Raw genomic sequence first — 24,729 nt, forward strand, 5'->3', positions numbered from 1 at the left:
GCTCAGCTTTTTAGTCGATCAAGAAATCGGAGACACTCGCGTGCCAACTGAACACGCTCATCCTTCGAGCGCATGATCGTGTTCGTGACATGCACGGGAATGCCGACCGCATCGGCGGCGGCCTGGTCTTCGTGATCCATCACCAAACCATCGAGGAAGCCATAGTGCCTGACAATCGAGGCGCAGTTCGTCGCGACGCCGAGCTCGTTCATGATCTTTGCGGTCGGCCCCTTGATGGCGCGGCCGCCGACCAGCGGCGAGACGGCAACGATCGGCGCCCTGGTCGCATCCAGGGCCGCCCGGATACCGGGTACAGCCAGGATCGGATCGATGCTGAGATACGGATTTGACGGACAGACAATGATGGCATCAGCCGCGCCAATGGCCGCCAATGCGGCGCTGGTCGCCGTTCCACCGCTGGGGCTCTGGAATTCGATCTTCCTGACCTCGGGCCGCGCCTGCTGCTCGACGAAATAGCGTTGAAACGCGAGCTTCTGATCGGCCGTCACCACGATGGTGGCAAACGGATCGTCGGTCATCGGCAAGATGCGCGCTTCAATGCCGAGATGCGATGCAATCCTACCGGTGAAATCGGTCAAAGTTACGCCGGCGCTCAGCGCGCGCGAGCGCAAGACGTGCATGGCAAGGTCGCGGTCTCCCAAACGAAACCACGTCTCGCCTTTCAGGCCGCCGAGCGCCTCCATGAAATTCCAGCTTTCGCCGGCTCGCCCCCAGCCACGCTCTTCGTCGGCAAGCTCGCCCAGCGTATAGACGACCGTATCGATGTCCGGCGAGATCGTGAGACCGAGATGCTCGAAGTCGTCACCTGTGTTGACGATGACGGCGAGCCTGGTGCCCAACAAGCGATTGAGGCCATAGGCAAGCTTGCCGCCGCCGACCCCGCCGCAAAGCGCAACAACGTTGAGGTCAGCGCCGCTCATCGGAACATATCCTGGCTCTTGGGTCGCGCGAGCGCGGCCGCGGGTGAGGCCGCTCCATCAAGCGTCAGGCCACGGACGAGGATGATCGGCATCCCTTCGCCCGCCTGACCCATCAGGAGCGAAGCGGCGCCGGCGATCTCATCGGCGATGGCGATCTCGGTGACGCGCATTGCCCGGCCGAACATGTCGGGGACGCCGATCTGGCTCAGCAGCGAGGGAACGCCGGCAGCACCGATCGCCACGCCGACGACACCATTGCGCCAGGGGCGGCCAAAACTGTCGTTGATGATGATTCCAAGATTGAGGTCGCCGGCAGCGTCCAGCGCGAGCTTCAGCTTCTGCGCTGATCCGTCGGGATCTTTGGGCAGCAGCAGCACGCGCTCTTCGCCTTCACCGTGCTCGATGTTCGATTGATCGATGCCGGCGTTGGCCATGACGAAGCCGAGCCGGTGCGCGGCGATGACGACGTTCGGCCGTGTCTTGACCACTTCGGTGGATTCGCGCAGCACGACCTCAAGGAAGCGCGGGTCCTTGCCGATCGTCACCGCCAGTTCGAGCGCCTCCGGGGACGGCTCGACGTCGTTCAGCCGTACGTACCGCCCTTCCGATTTCGAGACGATTTTCTGCGCAATGACGAGGATGTCGCCGCGCTGCAGCTCGAGCGACATCCCGGCGAGGCTCTGCCCGATGAGCGCGGCAAGATCCTCGCTCGGCTCGACGCGCCGAATGTCCTGCAGGGCGATGTATTCGACTCGCGTCCCCACAGGCATGGATCAGACACCCGGGCTAGTGGACAGGCCGGTGATGCGGATGCCGGCGCCGGGCACCTTGTAGCGCCGGTTGATCCCGATCAGCACGGATGTGAGCGCCTCGGCCGCCGCCGAGTTTGCCAGCACGCCGCCGTCGATACCGGCGGATGCGACTTCGTTGGCGAGACCGATGACGACGTCGCGCGCTGCCTTGTCGTCGCCGAAGACCAGAACGTCGCAATCCGCCCGGCTGCCTTGATGCAGCTTGGTCGCGCCCACATTGTGGAAAGCGGAGACGACCCGCACGCCGGGTCCCAGCAACTGCTGCGCGATCTGCGCGGCCGAGCCGGCGGACGGAAGCTGGACGACGGACACTTTCGGCGGCACCAGCGGGACCGCGGCATCCACGACGATCTTGCCTTGAACCACGTCCTTGACTTCGTTCAACGTCGCATCATGGCTTGCGAACGGCACCGCAACGACCACGATGTCGGCGGCCCGGGCGGCGGCGGAATTGTCGTCGCCTGCGACGTCGCCGGTCATGGTCGCGGCCGTGCTCCTGGCCTTCTCCGCAGAGCGTGAACCGAGAATGACCTTGTAACCGGCCGCAAGCCAGCATTTCGCGAGGCCGGATCCCAAGTCGCCGGTTCCTCCAAGGATGGCAATCGTCGGTTTCGTGTTCATGTCTCGGTGGCCTTTCCAGGATTAGTCGAGGGGCATTTCGGTGAGCGGCACGAGCTTGACGCCGGCCTTCTCGAGGCCTTCCCGCACCGCACGGGCCGTGGCGACGCCCGTGGGCTCGTCGCCATGGACGCACAGCGAGTGGACCTTGCATGAGATCTTCTTGCCGTTGCGGGAGGTGATGGTGTTGTTCAACACCATGTCGAGCACCTGCCGGGTGGCGACCGCCGCGTCCTTGATGACCGAGCCCGCGATCTTGCGCGATGTCAGATTGCCGTCGTCGTCGTACTGGCGATCGCAGAAGCCTTCGATAGCGACGGGAAGTCCGAGCTTGCGGCCGGCCTTCTCCATCTCGGACCCCGCGAGAGCCACATAGATGATGCGCGGATCGACGGCCTTGATGGCACGGCCCATGGCCAGCGCATATTCGGCGTCTTCGGCGGCCATGTTGTTGAGTGCGCCGTGCGGCTTGAGGTGGGTGACCCGCTCGCCTTCGTAGGCCGCCATCGCCTGCAGCGCGCCAATCTGATAGGCGACCATGTATTCGAGGTCATCGGGACGCATATCGATGCGCCGGCGCCCGAAGCCCCAAAGATCGTTGAAACCGGGATGGGCACCGATCGTGACGCCGAGGCGCTTGGCTTCGCGCACGACGTTGCGCATGACCCGCGGGTCACCGGCGTGAAAGCCGCAGGCGATATTCGCCGATCCGATGATCTTGAGGATTCCGGCATCGTCGCCGACGTCGTAGGCGCCGAACCCTTCGGCCATGTCGGCGTTCAAGTTGATCGATATGGTCATCCGTCACCTCGTCTGCTTGAGCTATAATGTCCTATCATTAGTACGACAATCCCTTTTGCAAACAATTTTTCCCGCTTTTCCGAAGGTCGTTTTGCAGCGGCGACAGCAGGCGGCCGTTTCACGAGATCCGTATTGAACCATCATCCCAATGATAGTATGTATCCCCAACCCTGGCAAGCTACGCTGCCCAATGACGACACGTCCGATCGGCGGCGGCAGCTCCCACCAAACAACTCATCGCGAAGGCCGGTTCGAATGTTCCTGTCGAATACAAGTTCATCTCACGACCAACCGCTTGACCCGGCGGATGCCGCCACGCTGGCGCGTGAAGAAGCCAGCGAAGTCGAGCGCTTTCTCACCTTCCGACCGAACCACGCGGAAACGCCGCTGCGATCGCTGCCGGCGCTCGCCCGCGAATTCGAGGTGAAGTCCATCCACATCAAGGACGAATCGCATCGGCTCGGCCTCGGCAGCTTCAAGGCTCTGGGCGGATCCTACGCCGTCGTCAGGCTACTGCTGGAGCATGCCGGCAACAAGCTGGGGCGCGCGGTGGATATCAGCGAGATCGGGACGCCTGCGATACGCGAGATCGCGCGCGGCCTGACGGTCGGCTGCGCCACCGACGGAAATCACGGGCGATCGGTCGCGGCCGGTGCGCAGATGGTCGGAGCCAAGGCGGTCATCTTCGTGCATTCCGGAGTTACCGATGAGCGCGTGCAGGCAATTGCCCGGTTCGGTGCGGAAATCGTGCGGGTGCCCGGCACTTACGACGACTCCGTCGCGGTCGCCGACAAGGTCTGCCAGGACAACCATTGGATCGTCGTCTCTGATACGTCCTGGCCCGGCTATGAGCGCATCCCCGGACTGGTCATGCAGGGCTATACGGCGATGCTGAACGAGATCCTCCGGCAGCAGCCGGAGACGCCCACCCACGTCTTCATCCAGGCCGGCGTCGGCGGCCTCGCAGCCGCGGTCGCCGGTTACTTTGATGTCGTCTTCGGCAAGAGCCGGCCGACATTCGTGGTCGTCGAGCCCGAACGGGCTGCCTGCCTCTATCAAAGCGCCATCGCGGGCGCGCCGATCAAGATCGCGCATGGCGAGCCGACGATCATGGCCATGCTCGAATGCTACGAGCCTTCTCTGGTTGCGTGGCGTATCCTGTCGCGGAAAGCGGACGCGTTCATGATGGTCGGCGAGGAAGGTGCTGCGGCAGCGATGCGCCGGCTCGCACATCCGACGGGCGACGATCCGGCCATTGTGGCCGGCGAAAGCGGTGCTGCCGGATTGGCCGGCCTTTGGCGCACCGCCAAGAGCAGTGCCGCGCGTGAATCGCTGGGCTTGAACCAGGCGTCGCGCGTGCTGCTGATCAACACTGAAGGTGCGACCGACCAGAAGCGCTACACGGAAATCGTGGGCGCTTCGCCGGCCAGCATCCTCGCCTAGAGCATTTTCGGTTCTGATTACATCAGAACCGAAGCTTTGGATTCTTGTTTTGACGCGTTTTCTTCACGCGAACCGGTGGCTACTTCGCTCGAAAACGCTCTAGCAAGGATCGGGAGCGGGCCTCCCGCCCGCTCCATCCTCAGGCCTTCGTTCGCTTCTTCGACTTTTCGAGAAGATCGGAACGGAGCGCGAAGCAACTGCGATGATAATGGATATTGGCGACATAGATGGCGATGTCGTTGCTGTCGACCAACACCAGGCGACAATCGGCCGTTGGTTCGCCGAGACCGATCTTGAGCAGCTCGGCCGTCTCGGGATCGGCCACGCCGATCGTCACGACCTGATGAGCATGGGCGAGCGTGATGTCGTCCATCTCCATGATCTTCGTCAGCGCAGCGGTGTGGGTGAAGCGCTTGCGGTCCTTGAGATAGAGGTTGCGCGCCAGATGGAGGTTGACGACCGAAAACGGCTCGTCCTCGTTGTATTGAACGCTTCTGAGAAACGCGTAGTTGGCGGCGGGCTGCCCTTCATGCGCAGCGAGCCGGGGTGGCTCCGCGTTCTCCTCGACGTAGACGCGCTTGAGGACGTTGTTCCTGACGGAGTCGACCATCGACTCAAAATCATTGGCGAGGTTCAGCCAGTGACGATTCTTGGGTCTTCCGGACACGAACGTCCCGCGTCCCTGCTGCGCGTCGAGCAGACCCTCGTTCCGCAACATCTCGATCGCCTGCCGAACCGTAACGCGCGCGACGCCGAATTCGGTTTCCAGCTCCTCGATGGTCGAGATCTTGTCGCCCTCTTGCCATCGCCCGGACTCGACCCGTTGACGCATGACCGATGCAACCTGCACATAGAGGGGGACCCGGCTGCGCTCGTAATTTGGGACTAGCTTATTCATGATAGTAAGATAGTCCATTTCATCGCTGAAGGCGAGTTTTTATCGCCGAACAACTAAGGTCGTCGCAAGAGCCATCGCAGCGCTCGTCTCATATAATCCAACGCCATCGATCGCATGAGCGCGCCGGCGTCGAATTCCCTGACCATGGCCGGCTCGCCCTCGCCGCCTCCCGATCGATGGGAGAGCCGCGTCTCAAGGTTCTGGACAAAAACAGCGATGATTCGTCCGGCCACGTCCTGGATCAAGCCCGAGCGGCTGAACTGCGCCAGGGCCCCGGTCAAGGTGAAGCCGATGCTGAGATCGACCCTGGTTTGGTTTTCCACGTCACCCGGCTTGACGGCATAACCGATCAGACCGCGGGTTGAGGAGTTGCTGCGCTTATCCTTGCCTGCGCCGACAATCGTGCCCGTGCGGGTCGCATCGTCGCGCGCCACATCGGCGACGCCTTGAAATTCGGCAGAGATCGGCCCGACCTTGATCTTGATCTGGCCATCGACGTGACCGTCGACCGGCTCTCCCGCCAACGATGTGCCCGGCAGGCAGGCGGCGACCGCGCCGATGTCGGAGAAGAAATGCCAGACGTCATCGACCGGATGTCCGACGGTGAAGCTCTGCGTGAAGGTCGTTTGCGGCTTCCAACTCGTATCCCTGAGCGAGGCCGCCGCTGCCGGAGCTTCGGCCTTTTTCACAGCTGGTGCGGCGTTTGCCTTGGGCCGAACGGGGGCCGCGGCAACCGCGGTCGCGTTGCCGGAGCCCGACGGTCCAAGACGCGTCCGGTTTCCATTGGGAATCGCCGCGAGCCCTCGCCCCCTGCGGTCGGCGATCACACCCTGGATGGCGCGGACGATGCCGACATAGCCGGTGCAGCGACAGAGGTTTCCGCTCATGGCCACGCGGATATCGCGCTCGCTGGGGTCCTGCATGCGCAGCACCACATCGCGCGCCGACACAACCATCCCCGGCGTACAATAGCCGCATTGAAGGCCGTGTTCCCTCGTGAACGCCGCACGCAATTCGCACGTGATCTCGTCGTCGTCGAGTCCTTCGATCGTCGTGACGTCGGCCTGCTGGCAAGCCATCGCGAAGGTGATGCAGGAGCGCGTGGGCACGCCGTCGACGAGGAGAGTGCACGCGCCGCAGACGCCGTGCTCGCAACCCAGATGGGTGCCGGTCAGATTGAGCTTCTCGCGGAGAAAGTCCGCAAGATGCGTCCGCGGCTCGATCTCCGCGCTGACGGCGCTCCCGTTGACATTGAGGTTGCAGGTGCTCATTGCGGCCGTGCCTGCTCGATCGCGCGGCGCAGCGCGACGACATGGGTTTGCTTGTCCAGGGGATCGACCATCCCTGCCTTCTCCAGAATCTCGTCGACGGCCCCGCCGTCGAAACTATCGCTTAGCCGCGGAGCGCGGCCGTCTCCGATCACGTTGCCTGCCTTGGCAATGACGATCGGACGGCTCTCCGTCGCGCCGATCACCGCACGGCTGATGCCGCGATCGGGGTCGGTCACGAAGGCGCCGATCGCGTGAGCAAATTCGCCGGTCTTGCGGCAGCTCTTGTAGTAACCCCAGCGCGCCGATTTGCTCAGTCGCGGCACCATGACGCGAACGAGAACTTCGCCGGGGCGCAGGTCGGCTTCAAGCGCGCCCACCATGTAGTCCTCAACGGCCACGGTCCGCTCGCCGGCCGGGCCGCGCAGCACGACCTTTGCTCCAACCGCGGCGAGGATAGAGTGCCAGTCGGCCGACGGATCGGCATGCGTCAAGCTGCCACCGATGGTGCCGCGATTGCGCACCGCGCGATACGCGATGCCGTTGGCCACCGTCGGTAGCGCACCGCGCGTGACGTCGGTGACGCGGAGGTCCTCGATATCGGCATGCGTGACGCAAGCCCCGATCGAGATCTCGTCGGCCCTGTCACTGGAACAACGGAGCTCTTCGATCCCGGTCAGGTCGACGATCAGATCGGGCTGCACCAGCCTGAGATTCAACATCGGCCCGAGCGACTGGCTCCCGGCCATCATCTTGACGGTCCGGCTGTCGTCCGCGATGAGCCTGATCACCGCATCGACCGCATCGGGGCGTGCATAGTCGAAATTGACAGGTTTCACGCCGGCAACCCTTCCGCCAGTTCGGGCGCCTTCGCCTTGCGGCTCCCGGCTGCGGCCCGAATGGCTTCGAGAACACGCCGTGGCGTCATTGGCGTGTGCAAGACCTGGGCTCCGAGAGGCCGCAATGCGTCATTGACCGCGTTGCCGATCGCTCCGGGAGGCGCAATGGCACCGCCCTCGCCGATGCCTTTGACACCGAACTCCGTATAGGGCGCCAACGTCTCCATGTGGCCGAGCTTGGGCGCCGGCACCTCGGTCGGGCCCGGCAGCAGATAATCGGCAAAGGTCGATGCGAGCGGCTGCCCCGACGTATCAAAGTTCATTTCCTCATACATTGCGGTGCCGATGCCTTGCGCCAGCCCGCCATAGATTTGCCCATCGACGACCATCGGGTTGATCAGCTGGCCGCCGTCTTCGACGACCACGTAGTCGATCAACTCGATATCGCCCAACTCCGGATCGACGGCGACCACCGCGATATGGGTCGCATAGCTGAACGTGCCGGAATCACGCGCCGGCTTGTAGCCGATGGTGACCTCGAGGCCCCTCGGATCGACAGTCGCCGGCAGATCCTGCGGCCTGCGATACCAGGTGTGCGCAATTTCATCGATCTTCACGCTGTTGGACGGACCAACGACCGCGCCGTTCTCGAGCTTGACGTTCTCAACTTCGGTCTGCAGCAGATGCGCGCCTATGCCTTTGATGAGCTTGGCGAGTTCGCGCGAGGCCGTCGCAACCGCGCCGCCGGACATCACCGCGCAGCGCGATCCCCAACTGCCCGTCGAGTAGGGCGTGTACTCGGTGTCGCCGTGAACCAGCTTGATGCGCGCGACGTCGATGCCAAGGATCTCGTGCGCGACCTGCGGAAGCGTGGTCTCCATGCTCTGACCATGCGAATGCGCGCCGATCCGCAGCTCGAGGCCGCCGTCGGGGGTCATGCGGGCGGTTGCCTGTTCGTGCCCCGGAACCATCGGGATGCCCCAGCCCGCGTAGACCGACGTGCCGTGCGCGCCCTGCTCGCAATAAACTGATAGACCGACGCCGATCAAACGACCGTCCGGCTCGCCCGCTTTCTGGCGCGCACGGAGACCGGCCAGATCGATCTTTGCCAGAGCCTGCCGCAACGACTCCGGATAATTTCCGCTGTCGAAATGCTTCTTGGTGATGTTGTCGAACGGCATCTGCTCCGGCCGCACCAAATTCTTGAGCCTCACCTCGTACGGCTCGAGACCGCATTCGTGTGCGATGGCGTCCATCATCAGTTCGATCGCGTAGCAAACGCCAGTGCGGGCAACGCCGCGGTAAGGCAGGATCGGGCACTTGTTGGTGGACACCGACCAGGTGCGGCAGCGATAGGACGGGAAATCGTACGGGCCAGGCAGGATGCTCGCGATCTGCGCAGCCTCCAGACAGGCCGAAAACGGATACGACGAATAGGCGCCGGAATCGACCGAGGCCTCGCACTCGACACCGCGCAATTTCCCGTCGCGATCGGCATAGACGGTGATGTTATAGTGATGCTCGCGGCAATTCGCGCCCGCCGTCAAATGCTCGCGGCGATCCTCGATCCAGCGCACCGGATAGCCGCAGCGCATGGCGAGCCAGCCAAGACAAACATCCTCCGTCAGCACGATCCCCTTGTAGCCGAATCCGCCGCCGACATCGGGCGAGACGATACGGATCTTCAGCTGCTCGAGATTGAGGCACTCCGACAGGCCGTTGCGCACGATGTGCGGTTGCTGATTGCCGGTGTAGAGGACGAGCTGGTCCATCCGCTTGTGCCAGACCGCAACCGTGCCGCGGCCTTCCATCGGCGCCATGCTCTGCCGCGCGGTCGATATCTCGCGCGTGATCTTGATCGGAGCGTCGTAGGCCGCTTCCATGTTGATGTCGACAAACGTCTCGAGGAAGACGTTGTCGCCCCACTCCTCGTGCACCAGGGCGGAGTCCGGACGCCGCGCCAGCAGCATGTCATGCACGGCCGGCAATTCCTCGAAATCAACTTCGACGGCGGCCGCAATGTCCTCGGCTTCCGCGCGGGTATCGGCGACGCACATCGCGATCAATTCGCCGACTTGTCGGACCTTCTCGAACGCAAGGATCGGCTGATCGGAAGGCTTGAAGCCTGGCAGTCCGGAAACGGCGCGAATCGGACGCGTATCGGCCGCGATATCCGACGCGATGAACACGCTGCTGCGAAGATGTGGCGGGATACGGATGTCCTTGATCCGCGCATGGGCAAGCGGGCTACGGACGAACGCAACGTCGCGCATGCCGGGCAAACGAATATCGCCGACATATTCGCCCCGTCCGCGGAGAAAGCGATCATCTTCCTTTCGGGGAACGGAAGCTCCAACGCCCTGCTTTGCCACTCCGTCTCCCCTCTTGTCGCCCGTGTCCGGAGCGATCGACGGCTCGAACACAAATTCATTCTATTATCGCAAAGATAGCATCACTAGAATTGAGCGTCGAGTCTCGAGAACCCTCCCGCGTGCGACAATAGCGAGTTCGCACCACCGACGCCGCCAAAAAAGCAGGGGCCCAAACCTTGGGCCCCTTCCCGATCGATCCGGCCCTTGATTACTTGGCTGGGGCGGAATTGCACCAGTCGTAGATGCTGAGCGCCATGACCTTGATGGCCGTCAGGTAATCATCGATCGAGACATACTCGTCGTTCGCATGCATGACCGCCGTCGAGCCGGGCCCGAAGATCACGGTCGGCGTATTCGCGTACTTGTTCAAGAACCGCGTATCCGCCGCACCCTGGCGTCCCGAGATCGTCGGCTTCTTGCCGGTCACTTCGGTATAGACATCGCAGACGGTGCGCACGATCGGATGCTGGACCGGAATCTCGGAAGCCTCGGCGTCGTAGCCGACGAACTTCACCACGGGCGGATGGTCCTTCATCCAGGGATCCTGCGACGCAACCTCGGCAATCTTCTTGACGAGGCTCTGCTTGACGCCCTCGTGGTCCTCGCTCGGCACGGTACCGATCGATCCCTTCAGAACTGCGCTCGCCGGGAAGGCGCTCGGATAGTTGCCGGCCTGGAAGCTGCCGATGATGCAGGGCAAGGAGTCGATGGCGCTCGGGTAGAGTGCGTGCTTGACGTTCGCAACGCGCTCGTCTTCCAGCTCCTGCACGGCCTTCACGATCTTGTTGCCGAGCTCGATGGCGCTGATGCCGAGGTAGCGCTGCTGGATACCGGCGGGCTTGCCTTCGATGTCGATCTGGAACCAGATGCGCCCGATGCAGGCCGGCTGCACATAGAGGTCGCTGGTCTCGCCGGAAATGCCGGCGTCCGCCTTGTAGCCGCGGATCACGGTGTCGAGCGTGCCGTGCCCGCTGACCTCCTCGTCGATGACGATGTTGATCATCACATCGCCCTTCGGCGTGAGCCCAAGCTCCTTCAGGTACTGGACCGCGAGCACGTGACTGGCAACGCCGCTCTTCATGTCGCACGAACCGCGGCCATAGATGCGCCCGTTCTTGATCGAGGCCGACCATGGATTGTCGCTCCACCCCTCGCCGTTGCCGACGGGGATCACGTCCGTATGACCGTTGAGAAGCAGCGAGCGGCCGCCGCCGGTGCCCTTCAGGGTCGCAACGATGTTGGGACGGTTCTCGTAGCCGCGGTCGACCGGGCGATAGCCGGGATGTTTCTTCAGCTCGTCCCAATTGGTCTCCCACATGTCGACCTCAAGACCGACCTCGGTCAGGTAGCCGTGCATATGCTTCTGGATCGCGGCTTCGTCGCCGGTCACGCTCGGGATCGCGACCATATCCTGGAGGAACTTGATCGCGTGATCTTTCGAAGCGTCGACCTTGTCGATGATCTTCTTGCGTACGGGGTCAGTCATCTGCTTGTCGCCTGTGTTGTACGTTTTCCGGTTTCGTTACTTGGCGCGCAGGCGCGGGATGATCTCACGCGCGATGGTCTCGACCTGGTCCGCCTGATACTTGTACGGAACGAAGATGATCTTCTGGACGCCCAGCGCGATATGCTCGCGAAGCTGGGCGACGCACTCATCGACCGAGCCCATGATGGCGCTCTCGCGGCTGCAATCGCTGTGAGCCGGGAAATCCCACTCCTTGTTGAGCCAGTCCATCATGTCGGCTTCGACTGCCTGCCGCGATTTGCCGATCATGATCGGCAATTGCGAGGCATTCTTCAGAGTCGACGGGTCCTTGCCGCCCTCCTTGGCGAAGTTGATGATCTTGTCCCAGGACTTCTTGAAGTCGGCAGGACGATAGAAGTAGGTCAGCCAGCCATCCCCGTTCAGGGCGGCGCGCTTCAGCACGGGATCGGCGTATCCGCCGATCAGCAGCGGAATTTGCGGCTGCGCCGGCTTGGGGTACATCACCGCCTTCGAGATGTTGTGGCGCATGTATTCGCCCGAAACCGACTCTTCGGTCCACAGCCGGCGCATGATCTCAAGATTTTCATCCATGATCTTGCCGCGCTTCTCGAAGGGAATGCCGAGCGCGTCGAACTCGCGCTTGTACCATCCGGACGCCATGCCCATGATCAGACGGCCCTCGGACAGCTGATCCATGCTCGAGAGCTGCTTGGCGAGCGCCACGGCGTTGCGGAGCGGCAGCACCAGGATGCCGGTGCCCATCTTGATCCGCTTGGTGCGCGCGGCGATGCCCGTCAACGTCGTCAGGGAGTCGATGATCGGGAAATTCGGATCCACGCCGAGAAGCATGTGATCCCAGACCCAGACCGAATCGTAGCCGAGCTCCTCGACCCGAACGCCATACTCGACGAGCGCCCGGGCGTTGGGCATTTCGGGATAGGCAGTGAAGTTGCGCGCGGCAATACCAAACGTGTTGGCGAGCGTGGTCATCAATAGATCTCCGGACTTGGTGTAGCTTTAAGCGGTGAAGAGACGGTCGGGATCGAGCATCCGCAGCGTCTCGAGTTCGTGATCGGTCGGCGGCGACGTGACGTGGAGCATTTCGTCGAAGTCGAGCCTGAAGCCGGTATTGTCCTGCACTTCCTCGCGGCTGACGCCGGGATTGAGCGCCAGCACCTTGATGCGACGGGTCCTGTCGTCGAAGCCGAACACGGCGAGCTCGGTAATCACGCGCCACATGCCGCCGCTGGGCAGGCCGGAGTCGCGCCGGCTGGTGCCGCCGCGGATGAATCCGGGGCTGGTGATGAAATCGACCTTTTCGACGAAGCGACGCTTCTCGTGCTTCATCGCGACGATCATGTTGGTCAGACTGGAGATGTCGTTGCCGCCGCCGGTACCAGGCAGGCGCGTCTTCGGCTTCGCCGGATCGCCGATGAACGACGAGTTCAGATTGCCGAACTGATCGATCTGGGCGCCGCCCATGAAGCCGACATCGACATAACCGCGCTGGAGCAGCAGCAAGACATCGGCGCTGCCGAGGACCATGTTGGCGCGCTTGGTGCAGCGCTGGTCGTTGGTCGACGGCGGCAATTTGCCCGGCTCGACGAAGGCGCCGACCACGCCGCCCTCGAACAGGATGGTCAGGGCCGGACAGCGGGTGCGCTGGGCCAGGGTTGCAGCGAGCAGCGGCACGCCGATGCCGGCGAACACCACCTGCCCGTCCTGCAGCTGGCGCGCGCTCAAGATCGCGAGGATTTCGCTTGCGGTGTAGCGCTGCGCCTCAGTCATTATAGATGCTCCTGCCCTTCTGCGTTGCCTCCAACACCTCATCCATGCCGATCAGCGAGAGATATTCGTTCCAGGACTTCGGGCTGTAGAAATAGCGGTCTAGATATTCCTGCATGCCCTTCACGGGATCCGCGTTGACCTGCGCGACATAGGCTTCCATGTGCCGCATCATCGGCTCATAGAGGCCGTAGCACTCGTGCGGCGCCGACCCGTAGGGAACCTCGACCACGGCGTCGACGCAGAAGAACGGGATCTTCGTCTGGTCCGGCGCGCGCCTGATCTGGTCGTTCGAGACGATCCGCTCGGTCGTGAGGATCACGCTGTTGGCAGCGAGCGCGAGATCGATGTCCATGAACTGCAGGCCGTCGATCTGGGCGTTGCCATAGGGGTCGCAGCGCTGAACATGGATCAGCGCGACGTCGGGATTGAGCGCGGGAACCAGCAGCAGCTTCTCGCCCGTGAACGGGCAGTCGATTTGCTTGGCCTCGGGACGCTGACCAACGATATCCGACCCCAGCATGGCGCGGGTCGGCAGGAACGGAACACCCATGCCGCCGGCGCGAAAGCGCATGCCGACCGCCATGTGGCTCCATTCCTCATAGCGCTTGCCGCCATTTTCCACGTGATGCCGCATCACCTTGGACAGGCCCCAGAGAATCCCCTGGGCGAACCAGCTGGTGACGACGTGGTTCGCGATGCCGGACCCGAACACGAGGTCGCCGTCCGTCGAGACGATGCAGCGCGAGATCGAAAGATCCTTGCGATGCTGGCGGATCAGCTCCCAGAGCATCGCCATCGGCGTGCGGGACATGGTCGACCCGCCAATTCCCACCTTCATGCCGTCTTGGACGAAACCTGCCGCTTCCTCGAGCGACACCACCTTCTCGCGCAGGCTGCGGTCGCGCTGCGCCATCTTCTCTCTGAGCCGCGTGTACGGCTCCACCAGGGTATCCGGCAAAACATCCTCCTTGTCGGCAACCGGCAGCGGCTGAGGAGCGAACCGCAGGCCCTTCCTGCCAATTGAACCTATCGTACTAATGTTAGTCCCATACGTCTAGCGGAATCTTCGCACCGTCCAATCGTGACGGATTCAGCCTCCGCGAGATGCCTTGGGTTTGCGATCGCCAGGCGCACAGTAAAGCGACGAGCAATGCCTACCTTTGCAGCCTGATCTTCCCGACTTTCACGGCTCTCGCTATCCGCTGTGCGAGCTGCCGGAGCCGCCGCAGTGCTGACCTGGTCAGCACCGGATGCGGGCTCGAAATGACGGCATAAGGACCATAACCCGATAGATAGGATGTCCTGCCCTGCATCGCGGCCATTGGCACAGATCATGCTTATGAGCCAGCGTCGCTTTCGAGAGCGTCGCATGCAGCGCGCTGCTTCGATGGCGATCGCCCGGTTGAAGCGACCGCGTGGCGCGGCAGCGAGCGCAGAGGCGTCAACAAGAACCAATAAGAAAGGATGGACCGTGGAGCACTATCTTACCTCGACACCTGATCATCTTCATTGGGGACTGTGGGATGGCCGACTCAGCCCCGTCATCAGAATTGCGTCTGGTGATCGGGTGACGATCGAGACTCTATCGGCCGAGCCGGACGAAGCACTCGATCTCGCGAGCGATCTCGCCGGACCGCTTGGTCGCAGCGACATCCCCGCTTCCCACGGAACAGCGCCGCAGTTGCTGACCGGGCCGATCCATGTCGAGGGGGCCGAACCGGGTGACGTGCTGGAGGTTCGTGTCCTCGATGTCCGCCTGCGATCGGACTGGGGTTGGAACATGAGGGCCCCGACGAGTGCCGCGCCGGAAGCGTCATTGGACTTCTGCTGCCGGCATGTCCCGCTCGATCGCACGCGCAATATCGCGCGCTTGCCCTGGGGACGGGAGCTGAGGTTATCGCCGTGTTTCGGCGATTTTGGTGTCGCGCCGCCGGCGAACTGGGACCCCCGCGAGCCTAACGAAGCGAATGGTTTCAGCGGGCGCATCGACGACAGGGATCTCGGCGTCGGATGCACCGCCTATTTCCCGATTTTCGTGGCAGGCGCACTGTTCTCGGCGGGCCATGGCCATGCGTTGCTCGACGATGGAGCTGCACAGCTCTCCGCCATCGAAACGGCGCTCGCCGGCACGCTCGAGTTTCATATTCGCCGCAATCTGCGTCTTGCGACCCCGCAGGTCGAGATCACATCCGCGTCGGTCGGCTCATCGATCGTCAATACGCATGCACCGCAAGGCCGCAGCCGCCGCGCGAACTAGTGCTGCGCGCCGCGCACAGCGTCTCGGCTCAGCGCCGCCAGCGCCATGACACCACCGTCTATTGTTGCTGCAACGCCCGCTCAACGATGGTCACGGCTTCCGGAGGTGCCTTGGCCTTCCACATTGCGATGGGCGCCGACGCGCCTTGCTTGAGCGCGGCGAGAACAGGAGCCGGCGCCGGCTCCGTGATCTGAACCCCGTTGGCCCGCATGCGTGCGTAATTCTCGGCCGTGCGATTGGCCAGGAGCTGGAACTGGCTTTGTTCCGTCTCGGCAGCCACCTGCATCACCTGCCGTTGAACCGATTCCGGGAGCGCTTCAAACGCATCGGCCCTCACGAAGGCAATCGAGATCGGGATCGCGTAGTTGATTGCCGTGAAATGGGTGAGATCCTCCCAGAGCTTTCGGCCGGCACCGCCGTCGCCCGACGTCAGGATGGCATTCAGCAGATGGCTTTTTACCCTGGCGATTGCCTCGTTGAACGGAAGGTACTCCGCCGTTGCACCGACCGCACGCATCACCTCGGCCGAATTGTAGTCATACGTCCGCGCGGCAATGGATCGCAGGTCCGCGGGCGTCGAGATCGGCTGGGCACTCCAGAGGCCGGTGGACGGCCAAATGGTGATGTACAGGAGCTTGAGGCCATGCGCGGCCAACGCCTTCTCATAGAGTGGCCGCGCCCGCTCGTTGATGGACCGCGCCGCCTCGATGGACTGGACCACAAACGGCAGCGACGGCAGGCCAAACACCGGATCGGACGCTTCGAGCGGCCCGGCAAATGCGTCGCCCCCGGCAATCCTTCTCTCCTGAGCCGCACGCAACATTTCGCCGGAGCTGATCTTCAGCTCATTATCGAATGCATTGCGGACCGCAACATATCCGTTCGTCTGCGCGGACACGAGCTCCGCGAATTTTGCCAGACCGACACCGGAGATATTGCTTCGAGGATATTCCGTCGCCATTTGCCACGTCACTTGAGCGGACGCAGGTACGCTGAAGATGACCGTCGACGCGACAAGAAGCGCCGCCATGACAGAGCGCACGCCTGCCCAGTTGGTCGACGAAGGCAAAGCAGAATCCGAATTGAGCACCGGAATGTCCCGCGAGCACGGTTTGACTTCGATCAGTCTTGCCTATGCCGCCGGTGCCGTCAAATGACCCAGCTATCTGCGGCTCGTCGCGCGCTCGTTCCGTTCAATCGGTGCCGGCTTTCTCGCCACTCTGCACATGCCGTCCTAGATAAAACTCTCGAAGGCAAGCCGCTCCGCCGGCGTCAAATGCAGGCCATGCTTGGTGCGCCGATCCAGGAAATCGGCCGACCTCCTGGCCCACTCCTTGTCGCGCAGATACACCGCTTCGCATTCATAGAAGTCGCCGCCGAAATGCCGGCCCAGATCGACCGAGCTGCGGGCCGACCCCAGCAGCTCACGCGCACGCGTCCCGTAGAGGCGCGCATAGTGATGGATGAGCCTCTGCGGCAGATCGGGATAGTCGCGCGCCAGCCCATGCGAGAAATCATCGAAGCTGCTGCCGATGTCGCCGCCCGGCAGCGGCCGTTCCGCGGTCCAGGCCGGCGACAGCTTTGGAAACCACGGCGCGATGCGCTGCATCGCCTGCTCTGCCAGCCGGCGATAGGTCGTGATCTTGCCGCCGAAGATCGAGAGCAGCGGCGGTGTATCCTGTGCGCCATGAACCTCGAACACATAGTCGCGCGTCACCGCCGACGGATTGTCGGCGTTGTCGTCGTAGAGCGGCCGGACGCCGGAGAAGGCGTGCACGATCTCGCCCTGCTGCGGCGGCGTCCGGAAATAACGGCGCAGCACCTGCAACAGATAGTCGGTCTCGTCCTCGCCGATCGCGACGTCCTCGGCGCGGCCTTGATAGGGAATGTCGGTGGTGCCGATCAGCGCGAGATCGTTTTCATACGGGTTGACGAAGATCACCCGGCGGTCGGTGTTTTGCAGCAGATAGGCCTGCGGCCCGCTCCAGAATTTCGGCACCACGATGTGGCTGCCCTTGACCAGCCGCACGCTCTGGGCCGAGTTCAGTCCCGCCACGCCCTGGATGACGTCCTGCACCCATGGCCCGGCGGCGTTGACCAGCGCGCGCGACCGCACGATTTGCGCGGTGCCGTCGTCACCCTGCATCTCAAGCAACCAGACCTCGCCGTCGCGGCGCGCGCGCACCGCCCGCGTGCGCGGCAGGATGCGCGCACCGTTCTGCGCAGCATCGATCAGATTGAGGATCACCAGGCGGGCGTCATCAACCCAGCAATCCGAATATTCGAAGCCTCGGCGGAATTCTCGATGCAGCGGCGCGCCCTCGGGAGCCCGCGACAGATCCAGGCTGCGGCTCGCCGGCAGCTGCTTGCGGCCGCCGAGATGGTCGTAGAGCAACAGTCCGGTGCGGACCAACCAGGCCGGCCGCTGCTCCGGCGAATGCGGCAGCACGAAGCGCATCGGCCAGATGATATGGGGCGCCGACGCAAGCAGCACCTCGCGCTCGATCAGCGCCTCGCGGACCAGGCGAAACTCGTAATATTCGAGATAGCGCAGCCCGCCATGGATCAGCTTGCCCGAACGCGACGAGGTGCCCTCGGCAAAATCGTCCTTCTCGCAGAGCAGCACGTTCAGGCCGCGGCCGGCTGCATCGCGGGCGATGCCGGCGCCGTTGATGCCGCCACCGATGACCGCGATATCGACCAGCCCGTGATCCCTGCCTGCGACCGGCGCAGTGCCCGTCATCGCTTGCTGCTACGCCGTTTCTCGGCGCGGCGCGGCGCCGCCTTTGCCGTGGCGCGGGCCTTGCTCGGCTTTGGCGCCTGCAGCCCGTAGGTGGAGAACCCCTTCGCGGTGTCGGCGATCTCCTCGTCGCTCAGGATGATCCGCGAGTCGAGCGCAAGCGAGAGGTAGTATTGCCGCGCGATGGTCTCGAGCTCGACCGCGAGCAACATCGCCTTGTCGAGATTGGCGCCGAGCGCGATCATGCCGTGATTGGCGAGCAGGCAGCCGTTGCGGCCTTCCAGCGCGGCGATCGCATGATCAGACAATTCCTTGGTGCCGTAGCGCGCGTAACCGGCGCAGCGGATGTCGGTGCCGCCGAATGCCGCCATCATGTAGTGGCAGGCCGGGATCGGCTTGCGCGCGATCGCAAGCACGGTCGCATAGGTCGAGTGGGTATGGACGATGGCGCCGACATCGGGGCGGGCGCGCGTGATATCGAGATGGAAGCGCCATTCGGTGGACGGCTGCAACGGCCCCTCCCACGTCCCGTAGTCGCCTTCGAGCGGCATCGACGCGATCATCTCCGGTTTCATCGAATCATACGGGGTCGCCGAGGGCGTGATCAGCATCCGGTCCTTGTAGCGGACGGAGATGTTGCCTGATGTGCCCTGGTTGAGACCCGACGCATTCATCCATCGGCACTTGGCAATGATCGCCTCACGCAATTGTCGTTCCTCACGGGTCATACGGACTGCCTTTCTTCTTCAGCACGGATTGCGTGGCGGCTCGCCGGCCAGGAAGCGGCGAACCTCTTCGGCCGCCTGCTCGGCGGCCACGGTGACGGTACGCACGGAGGCGCCGGCGATATGCGGCGTCAGCGTGACGTTGGGAAGTCGCAAGAGCGGCCAGTCCGCCGGGACCGGCTCCACTGCGAAAGTGTCGAGCATGGCGCCGCCGAGATGTCCCGATGCCAGCGCATCATGCAGCGCATCGTAATCGACCAGCGGACCACGCGCGGTGTTGATTAGGAACGCGCCCTGCTTGATTTGCGTCAGCGCGTCGCGCCCGATGAAGCGGGTGGTCTCGGGCGTGACCCGCGCATGCAGCGTGACGACGTCGGCGCGGCCGAGCAGTTCGCCGAGCGCGACATGCTCAACGCCGTCATTGCGGTCCTGGGCGCTGAGCTGGACATAGGGATCGGCGACCAGGATCTTGCTGCCGAAGGCTTTCAGCAGCTTCACCACACGGCTACCGATCGCGCCGTAGCCGATAATGCCCACCGTCATCTCGCCGAGCTCGCGCCCGGTGCGGTCGGCGCGATAGAGATCGCCGCGCCATTCCCCGCCGCGCAGTGCTTCATGGCCGCTGCGGAGCAGCCGGGTCTCGGCGAGAATCGCGCCGATAGTGAACTCCGCCACCGCGCTCGCATTGCGGCCGGGCGTATTGACCACCAACACGTTGTGGTCGCGCGCCGCCTGCATGTCGATGTTGACCGGACCGCCGCGCGACACCGCGACGAACTTCAGCTTCGGCAGCCGCTCCAGCATCGACCGCGAGATCGGCGCCAAATGGGTGACGAGCAGCTCAGCATCGCCGACAAAGCCGATGATCTCGTCAGGCTGTCCCATGAATTCCTTCAGGCCATCGAGCTTCGAGCCGGCGTAACCGTGTTCCATCGGCTCGTCCGGCCAGGGCTGCTCCAGGGTGCGGATGTTGACGCCGTTGCCGCAGGCTGTCCGGATGTGCTCGGCGAACACCGAAGGCAGCATGAAGCGGTCGCCGACGATAGCGATGGACTTAGACATGGTCGCCTCCGGCACGCAGCGCGGCGAGTTGCTTCCAGACCGGCCGCGACGCCAGCCTCGCATCGAGATAGGTCGGGAAGATGCTGGCGTAGCGCTTCGCCAGCGCGGCGTCAGGCGATTGCGGCGCGCTCAGATGCGGCGCAACCCACTGCTCCGCACAGGCGCGCATGTCGGGATAGGCATCGATGGTGACGGCCGCGATCATCGCCACGCCCGCGGCGCCGGCCTCGCCGCGGCTACAGATCCGGACGTCGCAATCCAGTGCGGCTCCGAGGATGGCGCCAAGCGCGCGGCTCTTTGCCGCGCCGCCCGTGATCCTGACATCGCGCGGCAGCGCCCCCATCGCGGCGTAGCAATCCCGTGCGGCGAAGGCCAAGCCCTCCATCACGCCGCGCATCAAATCTCCGTAGCGGTGGCGCGAGCGCAGGCCGAAGAATTGCGCGCTGGCCTCATGCGAGACGAACGGACCGCGCTCGCCGGCATCGGAGATGAACGGATGGAACAGCACCTCGCCCGGCCTGGCCCGCAGCACCTGGTCATCGAGCCGCCGGATCAGTTCGGCGCGCGTGCGCGTCACGCCCTCCGCCGCCAGCAAGTCGCATGCGAGATCGAGCATCCAGTCGATGTTCAGCGTCGCCGCCATGTTCGACTGCATCTGGGCATAGTGACCCGGCACCGGGAACGGCATGGTGTAGCCGGTTGCTTCCCGATTCAGCGTCACCGCATCTGCGCTCGAGACCAGCCGCATGTGCATGCCGGTCGAGCCGATGATGGTGCAGCCGACATCGGGTGACGGATCGTAGAGCCCGGCACCGAGCGCATTGCAGATCACGTCCACATAACCAAGGCAGACCGGCACGCCTTCCGGCAGGCCGATCTCGATCGCAGCAGCAGTGGTGAGCGGATGCGTCATGACCGCGCCGTCAACCACCGGCGGGAACAGCCGTGTCAGGTCGGCGATACCGATCAACCGCGCGGTCTCCGCATCGAAGCCTCGCTTGCGGAAATCGCCGCAGGAGAACGTGGCCTCCGACGGATCGGTTGCCCGCTCGCCGGTGAGCAGGAAATAGAGCCAGTCCTTGCAATGGAAAGCTGTGCTCGCGTTGGCGATCGCCTCAGACCTGTGCGCATGCAGCCACGCCAGCTGCGGCCCCTGCTGACAGGCGTTGAGCCCGGAGCCGGTGCGGCGGTAGAGCGGCGTGTTGCGCTCGCTGGCGCGAATCTCCTCGACCAGCCGGCCGGCGCGCGAGTCGAGCCACAGCAGCGCCGGCGCCACCGGCCGGCCGTCGTCATCGATCAGCCAGGTGCCGTCGCCCTGCCCGGTCACCGCAATCACCGCGATCCGTGCGGACAAGTCAGGCACTGACTTCGCCAGCGCACGAATGACCGCGACCGTATCGGTCCAGGTCCGCGCCATGTCCTGCTCGACATGTCCGCCGGTCAGGCTGTTGTACGCATTCGGCTGCGAGACATCGGCAAGTTGCTCGCCGGTGAGCGTAAACGCCACCGCCTTGATCAGCGAGGTGCCGGCGTCGATGCCGATGATGACGTCGCGGCTAGCGGAAGCGGTCATCGTCAGGACACCTCCGCATGGCGGATGCAGGATCCGTCGCGGCCGAAGATGTGCAGGTGACGCGGCTCCAACGCGAACGGGACACTATCGCCCGGCCGCGCGGCGACCCGCCCCGGCATCACCGCGATCAGCATGCGGCCGCCGCAATCGCCGGCGACGTGCGACTGATCGCCGAGCCACTGGTTGGAGACGACCTTGACCCTGACGTCGCCGGTCCCGACCGCGATCTTCTGCGGACGAATGCCGATCCGCACCTGTGGTGTGCTGGCGAGCGCTTTCGCCGCCTCGCCGTCGAGCCCGGCGCCATCGATATCGAAACGCATATCCGTTCCGACCGATAGGCGGTAACCGCCATCCGACCGCGCGACGCCCGCCTCGAGCAGGTTCATCGGCGGCTCGCCGATGAAGCTCGCCACGAACAGATTGGCGGGCCGGCCCTTCAATTCCTTTTCGCTGGCGAACTGCTGCAGCACGCCGCCTTCCATCACCGCGATACGGTCGGCCAGCGCGCTGGCTTCGGTCTGGTCGTGGGTGACGAAGATCGCGGTCATGCCGCGCTCGGCGAGCAGGCTCTTGATCCGGCCGCGCAGCACCGCGCGCAGCTGCGGTTCGAGCTGGCCCATCGGCTCATCGAGCAGATAGAGATCGGCATCGCGCACCAGCGCCCGCGCCAGAGACACGCGTTGCTGCTGGCCGCCGGAGATCGCGCGCGGATAGCTGTCGAGGATGTCCTCGATCTCGACCAAACGGGCAATCTCGTCGACACGACGCGTCACTTCGTTGCGCGATAGCTGGGTGGATTTCAGCGCGAACGCGATGTTCTCGCGCACCGTAAGCGGTGGATAGAGCGAATAGCCCTCGAAAGCCATCGCGACCTTGCGCCGCGCCGGCGGCAGTTCGTGAATTCGACGCCCGCCGAGCGCAATCGACCCGGCCGAGACGTCCTCGAACCCCGCGATCATGCGCAAGGTCGAGGTCTTGCCGCAACCCGACGATCCCAACAGCGCGACGATCTCGCCCTTCTCGACCGCCATGTCGAGCGCGCGCACGGCATGCACCGGCGGCTTGCCGCGGCTGCGGTAGACCTTGTCGATGCCTCGAAGCTCGAGCATGTCCATGACCATCTGCTCCTATGCCGCCTTGAGCCGGTGCGACGGCCCGATCCGAAGCCCGGTCGCGCGATCGAACAGCATCGCCGCATCGGGCGCGAAGCGGACGAAGACGGTGTCGTCGGCCGCACCTTGCGGTGCATCCGGCGGCAGCGCCGCCAGCCATTCGGTCCCGTCGGCAAGACGGAGCAGCAACACCGCCTTCTCGTGCATCGGCGTGATCGCAAGGATGCGCGCCGGGATGGCGTCCTCCGTGGATGCGGACGAGACCGCGAGATCCTCCGGCCGGACGCCAAGCCAGCACGCACCGGCAGGCGCGGCGCCATCGGCAGCGCCGAGCCGCATTTTCGCGCCAGCAACCACGGCAGACTGCATGCCGTGCTCCGCGACCGGCGAAACCTCGGCGAGGTTGATGGTCGGATCGCCGAACAGTCGCGCGACCGCAACCGACGCGGGCTGGGCATAGATATCGGCTGGCGTCGCGACCTGCGCGAGCCGGCCATCGATCAAGACCGCAATGCGGTCGGCGATCGCCATCGCCTCGCGATAGTCCTGGGTCACGTAGAGCACCGCGGCAGTGCCGCGCCTCAGCAGGTTCGGCAATTCGAGCCGCATCTCGTAGCGCAGCTTGGCGTCGACGTTGCGCAGGGGATCATCCAGCAGCAGCACATCCGGATTGCCGATCAACGCCCGCGCCAGCGCGGTCCGTTGCTTCTGTCCGTTCGACAATTCGCGCGGCGTGTGGCCGAGCACGTGCTCGATCTTGAGCAGCTTGCTGATCGAGGCAACCCGGCCCGCGACATCGCCTCCGCCAGCCCGAGCGCGCAGGCCGCTCGCAATGTTGTCGCGGGCGGTCATGTGCGGGAACAAGGCGAAATTCTGGAAAGCCATGCCGATGCCGCGCCGCTCCGGCGGAGCACCGACGACCGAGCGGCCGCCGACCAGGATGTCGCCGTCGTCGGGCTCGAACATGCCCGCGATCATACGCAGCAACACGGTCTTGCCGCTGCCGGACGGCCCGAACACCGCTACGATCTCGCCGGGCTCGACGGCCAGCGACAGCCCGTCGGCGGGCCGCGCCGCACCGAATGCCTTGCTCACCGAATTGATCTCGAGACGTGCCATCCGATCAGCCTTTCACCGCGCCGAGCGAGAGACCCTCGACCAGATAGCGCTGCGCGTAGAGCGCGAGCAACAGCGTCGGCGTCACCGACAGCACGATCGCCGCAGCGATCTGGCCGTACTGGATTCCCGACGCGGTGACGAAGGCGAGCGCGCCGACCGTCACCGGCTGCTTGTCGGCGGAGGCCAGGATCAGGGCAAAGACGAAATTGTTCCAGCAGAAGATGAACGACAGCAGCCCGGCGGCTGCGATCCCCGGCCCCGCCAACGGCACCGCGATCCTGGTGAAGGCCTCGCGCCAGGAATGCCCGGCCAACCGGTAGGCATGCTCGATATCAGGGCTGATGTCCTCGAAATAGCCGCGCACGATCCACAGGATCAAGGGCAGCGCGATCAACTGATAGACCCAGACGATGCCGAAGTAGGTGTCGTTGAGGCCGAGCTCCTGGTAGTACAGCGACAGCGGCAGCAGCACGAGCAGCGGCGGCGCGAAGCGGAACGAGAGCAGCGTGAATGCGATGGTCTCGCCGAGCCGAAACTTGAAGCGCGCAAAGGCGTAGGCTGCCGGCACCCCGAGCAGCAGCGCCAGCAGCACCGCCGCGCTCGACAGCACGACGCTGTTGAAGAGGTTGCGCATGAAGGAGATCTGCAGATTACCGGCCGCGGTGCGCAGCTGGCCGGAGATCAGCGCCTCGTAATTCGCAAGCGTCGGCTCGAACAGGATCCGCGGCGGAATCCGCAATATCTGATCGTTGCTCTGGAACGACATCAGGAAGATCCAGACGATCGGAAACATGAAGAAGATCAGGATCAGCGAGAGCGCCACGCCGCGGAAGATGCGACCGGCAAGGCTTGAATGTTCCATCGCGCCCTCC

At 64.1% G+C, this 24,729-nt stretch carries 23 protein-coding genes; 3 read left to right on the forward strand and 20 right to left on the reverse strand.

From position 1 onward, the window contains the following. Nucleotides 1-2: 2 nt before the first annotated feature. From cofD to ACVIGA_RS11520, 4 genes are read right to left on the reverse strand one after another with little or no spacing between them, the layout of a single operon-like run. Nucleotides 3-941, reverse strand: a complete 939-nt coding sequence (cofD, locus tag ACVIGA_RS11505) for a 2-phospho-L-lactate transferase (protein WP_456666467.1) — start codon at nucleotides 939-941, stop codon at nucleotides 3-5. Next, entirely contained in the window at nucleotides 938-1,711 is a 774-nt protein-coding gene (gene cofE / locus ACVIGA_RS11510; protein WP_456666468.1) for a coenzyme F420-0:L-glutamate ligase, read from the reverse strand. The genes cofD and cofE overlap by 4 nt, the downstream gene beginning before the upstream one ends. Nucleotides 1,712-1,714: 3 nt before the next feature. Continuing rightward, the gene (gene npdG, locus ACVIGA_RS11515; protein WP_456666469.1) at nucleotides 1,715-2,374 is read right to left on the reverse strand and encodes an NADPH-dependent F420 reductase; all 660 of its coding nucleotides are present in this window, start codon (nucleotides 2,372-2,374) and stop codon (nucleotides 1,715-1,717) included. A 21-nt stretch (nucleotides 2,375-2,395) separates the two neighbouring features. Continuing rightward, nucleotides 2,396-3,172, reverse strand: a complete 777-nt coding sequence (locus tag ACVIGA_RS11520; RefSeq protein WP_456666470.1) for a LamB/YcsF family protein — start codon at nucleotides 3,170-3,172, stop codon at nucleotides 2,396-2,398. Nucleotides 3,173-3,427: 255 nt separating this feature from the next. On the opposite strand from ACVIGA_RS11520, the gene ACVIGA_RS11525 reads away from it, so the two are divergent. Beyond that, nucleotides 3,428-4,615, forward strand: a complete 1,188-nt coding sequence (locus ACVIGA_RS11525; RefSeq protein WP_456666471.1) for a diaminopropionate ammonia-lyase — start codon at nucleotides 3,428-3,430, stop codon at nucleotides 4,613-4,615. Nucleotides 4,616-4,754: 139 nt separating this feature from the next. On the opposite strand, the gene ACVIGA_RS11530 is transcribed toward ACVIGA_RS11525, so the two are convergent. From ACVIGA_RS11530 to ACVIGA_RS11565, 8 genes are all read right to left on the reverse strand, one after another. Continuing rightward, nucleotides 4,755-5,513: a GntR family transcriptional regulator gene (locus ACVIGA_RS11530; protein WP_456666472.1), complete on the reverse strand. Its 759-nt coding sequence runs from the start codon at nucleotides 5,511-5,513 to the stop codon at nucleotides 4,755-4,757. 53 nt (nucleotides 5,514-5,566) lie between these two features. Continuing rightward, on the reverse strand, nucleotides 5,567-6,784 hold the full coding sequence (locus ACVIGA_RS11535; protein WP_456666473.1) for a xanthine dehydrogenase family Fe-S subunit: 1,218 nt from the start codon (nucleotides 6,782-6,784) through the stop codon (nucleotides 5,567-5,569). Beyond that, nucleotides 6,781-7,620, reverse strand: a complete 840-nt coding sequence (locus ACVIGA_RS11540; RefSeq protein WP_456666474.1) for an FAD binding domain-containing protein — start codon at nucleotides 7,618-7,620, stop codon at nucleotides 6,781-6,783. Before ACVIGA_RS11540 ends, ACVIGA_RS11535 begins: the two co-directional genes overlap by 4 nt. Next, nucleotides 7,617-9,992 carry a xanthine dehydrogenase family protein molybdopterin-binding subunit gene (locus ACVIGA_RS11545; RefSeq protein WP_456666475.1) on the reverse strand — a complete coding sequence of 792 codons (2,376 nt, stop codon included), beginning with the start codon at nucleotides 9,990-9,992 and terminating at the stop codon, nucleotides 7,617-7,619. Before ACVIGA_RS11545 ends, ACVIGA_RS11540 begins: the two co-directional genes overlap by 4 nt. 208 nt (nucleotides 9,993-10,200) lie before the next feature. Continuing rightward, nucleotides 10,201-11,478 (reverse strand): ArgE/DapE family deacylase, encoded by a 1,278-nt coding sequence (locus tag ACVIGA_RS11550; RefSeq protein WP_456666476.1) that lies wholly within the window; start codon nucleotides 11,476-11,478, stop codon nucleotides 10,201-10,203. Between the two features lie 36 nt (nucleotides 11,479-11,514). After that, nucleotides 11,515-12,468 (reverse strand): LLM class flavin-dependent oxidoreductase, encoded by a 954-nt coding sequence (locus ACVIGA_RS11555; RefSeq protein ID WP_050401073.1) that lies wholly within the window; start codon nucleotides 12,466-12,468, stop codon nucleotides 11,515-11,517. Between the two features lie 27 nt (nucleotides 12,469-12,495). After that, complete coding sequence (locus tag ACVIGA_RS11560) at nucleotides 12,496-13,266, reverse strand: CoA-transferase subunit beta (protein ID WP_375776373.1); 771 nt, start codon at nucleotides 13,264-13,266, stop codon at nucleotides 12,496-12,498. After that, the gene (locus tag ACVIGA_RS11565) at nucleotides 13,259-14,179 is read right to left on the reverse strand and encodes a CoA transferase subunit A (RefSeq protein WP_223977041.1); all 921 of its coding nucleotides are present in this window, start codon (nucleotides 14,177-14,179) and stop codon (nucleotides 13,259-13,261) included. Before ACVIGA_RS11565 ends, ACVIGA_RS11560 begins: the two co-directional genes overlap by 8 nt. Nucleotides 14,180-14,635: 456 nt before the next feature. On the opposite strand from ACVIGA_RS11565, the gene ACVIGA_RS11570 reads away from it, so the two are divergent. Beyond that, nucleotides 14,636-15,523, forward strand: coding sequence for an acetamidase/formamidase family protein (locus ACVIGA_RS11570; RefSeq protein WP_456666477.1), 888 nt, complete (start codon nucleotides 14,636-14,638; stop codon nucleotides 15,521-15,523). Nucleotides 15,524-15,581: 58 nt separating this feature from the next. On the opposite strand, the gene ACVIGA_RS11575 is transcribed toward ACVIGA_RS11570, so the two are convergent. Next, entirely contained in the window at nucleotides 15,582-16,553 is a 972-nt protein-coding gene (locus ACVIGA_RS11575; RefSeq protein WP_456666478.1) for a TRAP transporter substrate-binding protein, read from the reverse strand. Between ACVIGA_RS11575 and ACVIGA_RS11580 the strand changes: the two genes are divergently transcribed. Next, nucleotides 16,552-16,680 (forward strand): hypothetical protein, encoded by a 129-nt coding sequence (locus tag ACVIGA_RS11580; RefSeq protein ID WP_456666479.1) that lies wholly within the window; start codon nucleotides 16,552-16,554, stop codon nucleotides 16,678-16,680. The genes ACVIGA_RS11575 and ACVIGA_RS11580 overlap by 2 nt on opposite strands. Nucleotides 16,681-16,757: 77 nt before the next feature. On the opposite strand, the gene ACVIGA_RS11585 is transcribed toward ACVIGA_RS11580, so the two are convergent. From ACVIGA_RS11585 to ACVIGA_RS11615, 7 genes are read right to left on the reverse strand one after another with little or no spacing between them, the layout of a single operon-like run. Continuing rightward, nucleotides 16,758-18,266 (reverse strand): glycerol-3-phosphate dehydrogenase, encoded by a 1,509-nt coding sequence (locus ACVIGA_RS11585; protein ID WP_456666480.1) that lies wholly within the window; start codon nucleotides 18,264-18,266, stop codon nucleotides 16,758-16,760. Next, entirely contained in the window at nucleotides 18,263-18,991 is a 729-nt protein-coding gene (locus ACVIGA_RS11590) for a class II aldolase/adducin family protein (RefSeq protein WP_456666481.1), read from the reverse strand. The genes ACVIGA_RS11585 and ACVIGA_RS11590 overlap by 4 nt, the downstream gene beginning before the upstream one ends. A gap of 18 nt (nucleotides 18,992-19,009) precedes the next feature. Then, complete coding sequence (locus ACVIGA_RS11595) at nucleotides 19,010-20,050, reverse strand: 2-hydroxyacid dehydrogenase (RefSeq protein ID WP_456666482.1); 1,041 nt, start codon at nucleotides 20,048-20,050, stop codon at nucleotides 19,010-19,012. Continuing rightward, nucleotides 20,043-21,623, reverse strand: coding sequence for an FGGY-family carbohydrate kinase (locus ACVIGA_RS11600; protein WP_223976820.1), 1,581 nt, complete (start codon nucleotides 21,621-21,623; stop codon nucleotides 20,043-20,045). The genes ACVIGA_RS11595 and ACVIGA_RS11600 overlap by 8 nt, the downstream gene beginning before the upstream one ends. A 2-nt stretch (nucleotides 21,624-21,625) precedes the next feature. Beyond that, nucleotides 21,626-22,741 (reverse strand): ABC transporter ATP-binding protein, encoded by a 1,116-nt coding sequence (locus tag ACVIGA_RS11605; protein ID WP_456666483.1) that lies wholly within the window; start codon nucleotides 22,739-22,741, stop codon nucleotides 21,626-21,628. Nucleotides 22,742-22,753: 12 nt separating this feature from the next. Next, complete coding sequence (locus ACVIGA_RS11610) at nucleotides 22,754-23,857, reverse strand: ABC transporter ATP-binding protein (RefSeq protein WP_456666484.1); 1,104 nt, start codon at nucleotides 23,855-23,857, stop codon at nucleotides 22,754-22,756. A 4-nt stretch (nucleotides 23,858-23,861) separates the two neighbouring features. After that, nucleotides 23,862-24,719: a carbohydrate ABC transporter permease gene (locus ACVIGA_RS11615; protein WP_223976814.1), complete on the reverse strand. Its 858-nt coding sequence runs from the start codon at nucleotides 24,717-24,719 to the stop codon at nucleotides 23,862-23,864. Nucleotides 24,720-24,729: the final 10 nt, after the last annotated feature.

This window comes from Bradyrhizobium sp. USDA 3240, assembly GCF_054063295.1.

Bases quoted from the DNA above. Each gene is read 5' to 3' on its own strand.
- cofD (WP_456666467.1), bottom strand. From the start codon at position 941: ATGAGCGGCGCTGACCTCAACGTTGTTGCGCTTTGCGGCGGGGTCGGC.
- cofE (WP_456666468.1), bottom strand. From the start codon at position 1,711: ATGCCTGTGGGGACGCGAGTCGAATACATCGCCCTGCAGGACATTCGG.
- npdG (WP_456666469.1), bottom strand. From the start codon at position 2,374: ATGAACACGAAACCGACGATTGCCATCCTTGGAGGAACCGGCGACTTG.
- ACVIGA_RS11520 (WP_456666470.1), bottom strand. From the start codon at position 3,172: ATGACCATATCGATCAACTTGAACGCCGACATGGCCGAAGGGTTCGGC.
- ACVIGA_RS11525 (WP_456666471.1), top strand. From the start codon at position 3,428: ATGTTCCTGTCGAATACAAGTTCATCTCACGACCAACCGCTTGACCCG.
- ACVIGA_RS11530 (WP_456666472.1), bottom strand. From the start codon at position 5,513: ATGAATAAGCTAGTCCCAAATTACGAGCGCAGCCGGGTCCCCCTCTAT.
- ACVIGA_RS11535 (WP_456666473.1), bottom strand. From the start codon at position 6,784: ATGAGCACCTGCAACCTCAATGTCAACGGGAGCGCCGTCAGCGCGGAG.
- ACVIGA_RS11550 (WP_456666476.1), bottom strand. From the start codon at position 11,478: ATGACTGACCCCGTACGCAAGAAGATCATCGACAAGGTCGACGCTTCG.
- ACVIGA_RS11555 (WP_050401073.1), bottom strand. From the start codon at position 12,468: ATGACCACGCTCGCCAACACGTTTGGTATTGCCGCGCGCAACTTCACT.
- ACVIGA_RS11560 (WP_375776373.1), bottom strand. From the start codon at position 13,266: ATGACTGAGGCGCAGCGCTACACCGCAAGCGAAATCCTCGCGATCTTG.
- ACVIGA_RS11565 (WP_223977041.1), bottom strand. From the start codon at position 14,179: ATGGCGCAGCGCGACCGCAGCCTGCGCGAGAAGGTGGTGTCGCTCGAG.
- ACVIGA_RS11570 (WP_456666477.1), top strand. From the start codon at position 14,636: ATGCAGCGCGCTGCTTCGATGGCGATCGCCCGGTTGAAGCGACCGCGT.
- ACVIGA_RS11580 (WP_456666479.1), top strand. From the start codon at position 16,552: ATGACAGAGCGCACGCCTGCCCAGTTGGTCGACGAAGGCAAAGCAGAA.
- ACVIGA_RS11575 (WP_456666478.1), bottom strand. From the start codon at position 16,553: ATGGCGGCGCTTCTTGTCGCGTCGACGGTCATCTTCAGCGTACCTGCG.
- ACVIGA_RS11585 (WP_456666480.1), bottom strand. From the start codon at position 18,266: ATGACGGGCACTGCGCCGGTCGCAGGCAGGGATCACGGGCTGGTCGAT.
- ACVIGA_RS11590 (WP_456666481.1), bottom strand. From the start codon at position 18,991: ATGACCCGTGAGGAACGACAATTGCGTGAGGCGATCATTGCCAAGTGC.
- ACVIGA_RS11595 (WP_456666482.1), bottom strand. From the start codon at position 20,050: ATGTCTAAGTCCATCGCTATCGTCGGCGACCGCTTCATGCTGCCTTCG.
- ACVIGA_RS11600 (WP_223976820.1), bottom strand. From the start codon at position 21,623: ATGACCGCTTCCGCTAGCCGCGACGTCATCATCGGCATCGACGCCGGC.
- ACVIGA_RS11605 (WP_456666483.1), bottom strand. From the start codon at position 22,741: ATGGACATGCTCGAGCTTCGAGGCATCGACAAGGTCTACCGCAGCCGC.
- ACVIGA_RS11610 (WP_456666484.1), bottom strand. From the start codon at position 23,857: ATGGCACGTCTCGAGATCAATTCGGTGAGCAAGGCATTCGGTGCGGCG.
- ACVIGA_RS11615 (WP_223976814.1), bottom strand. From the start codon at position 24,719: ATGGAACATTCAAGCCTTGCCGGTCGCATCTTCCGCGGCGTGGCGCTC.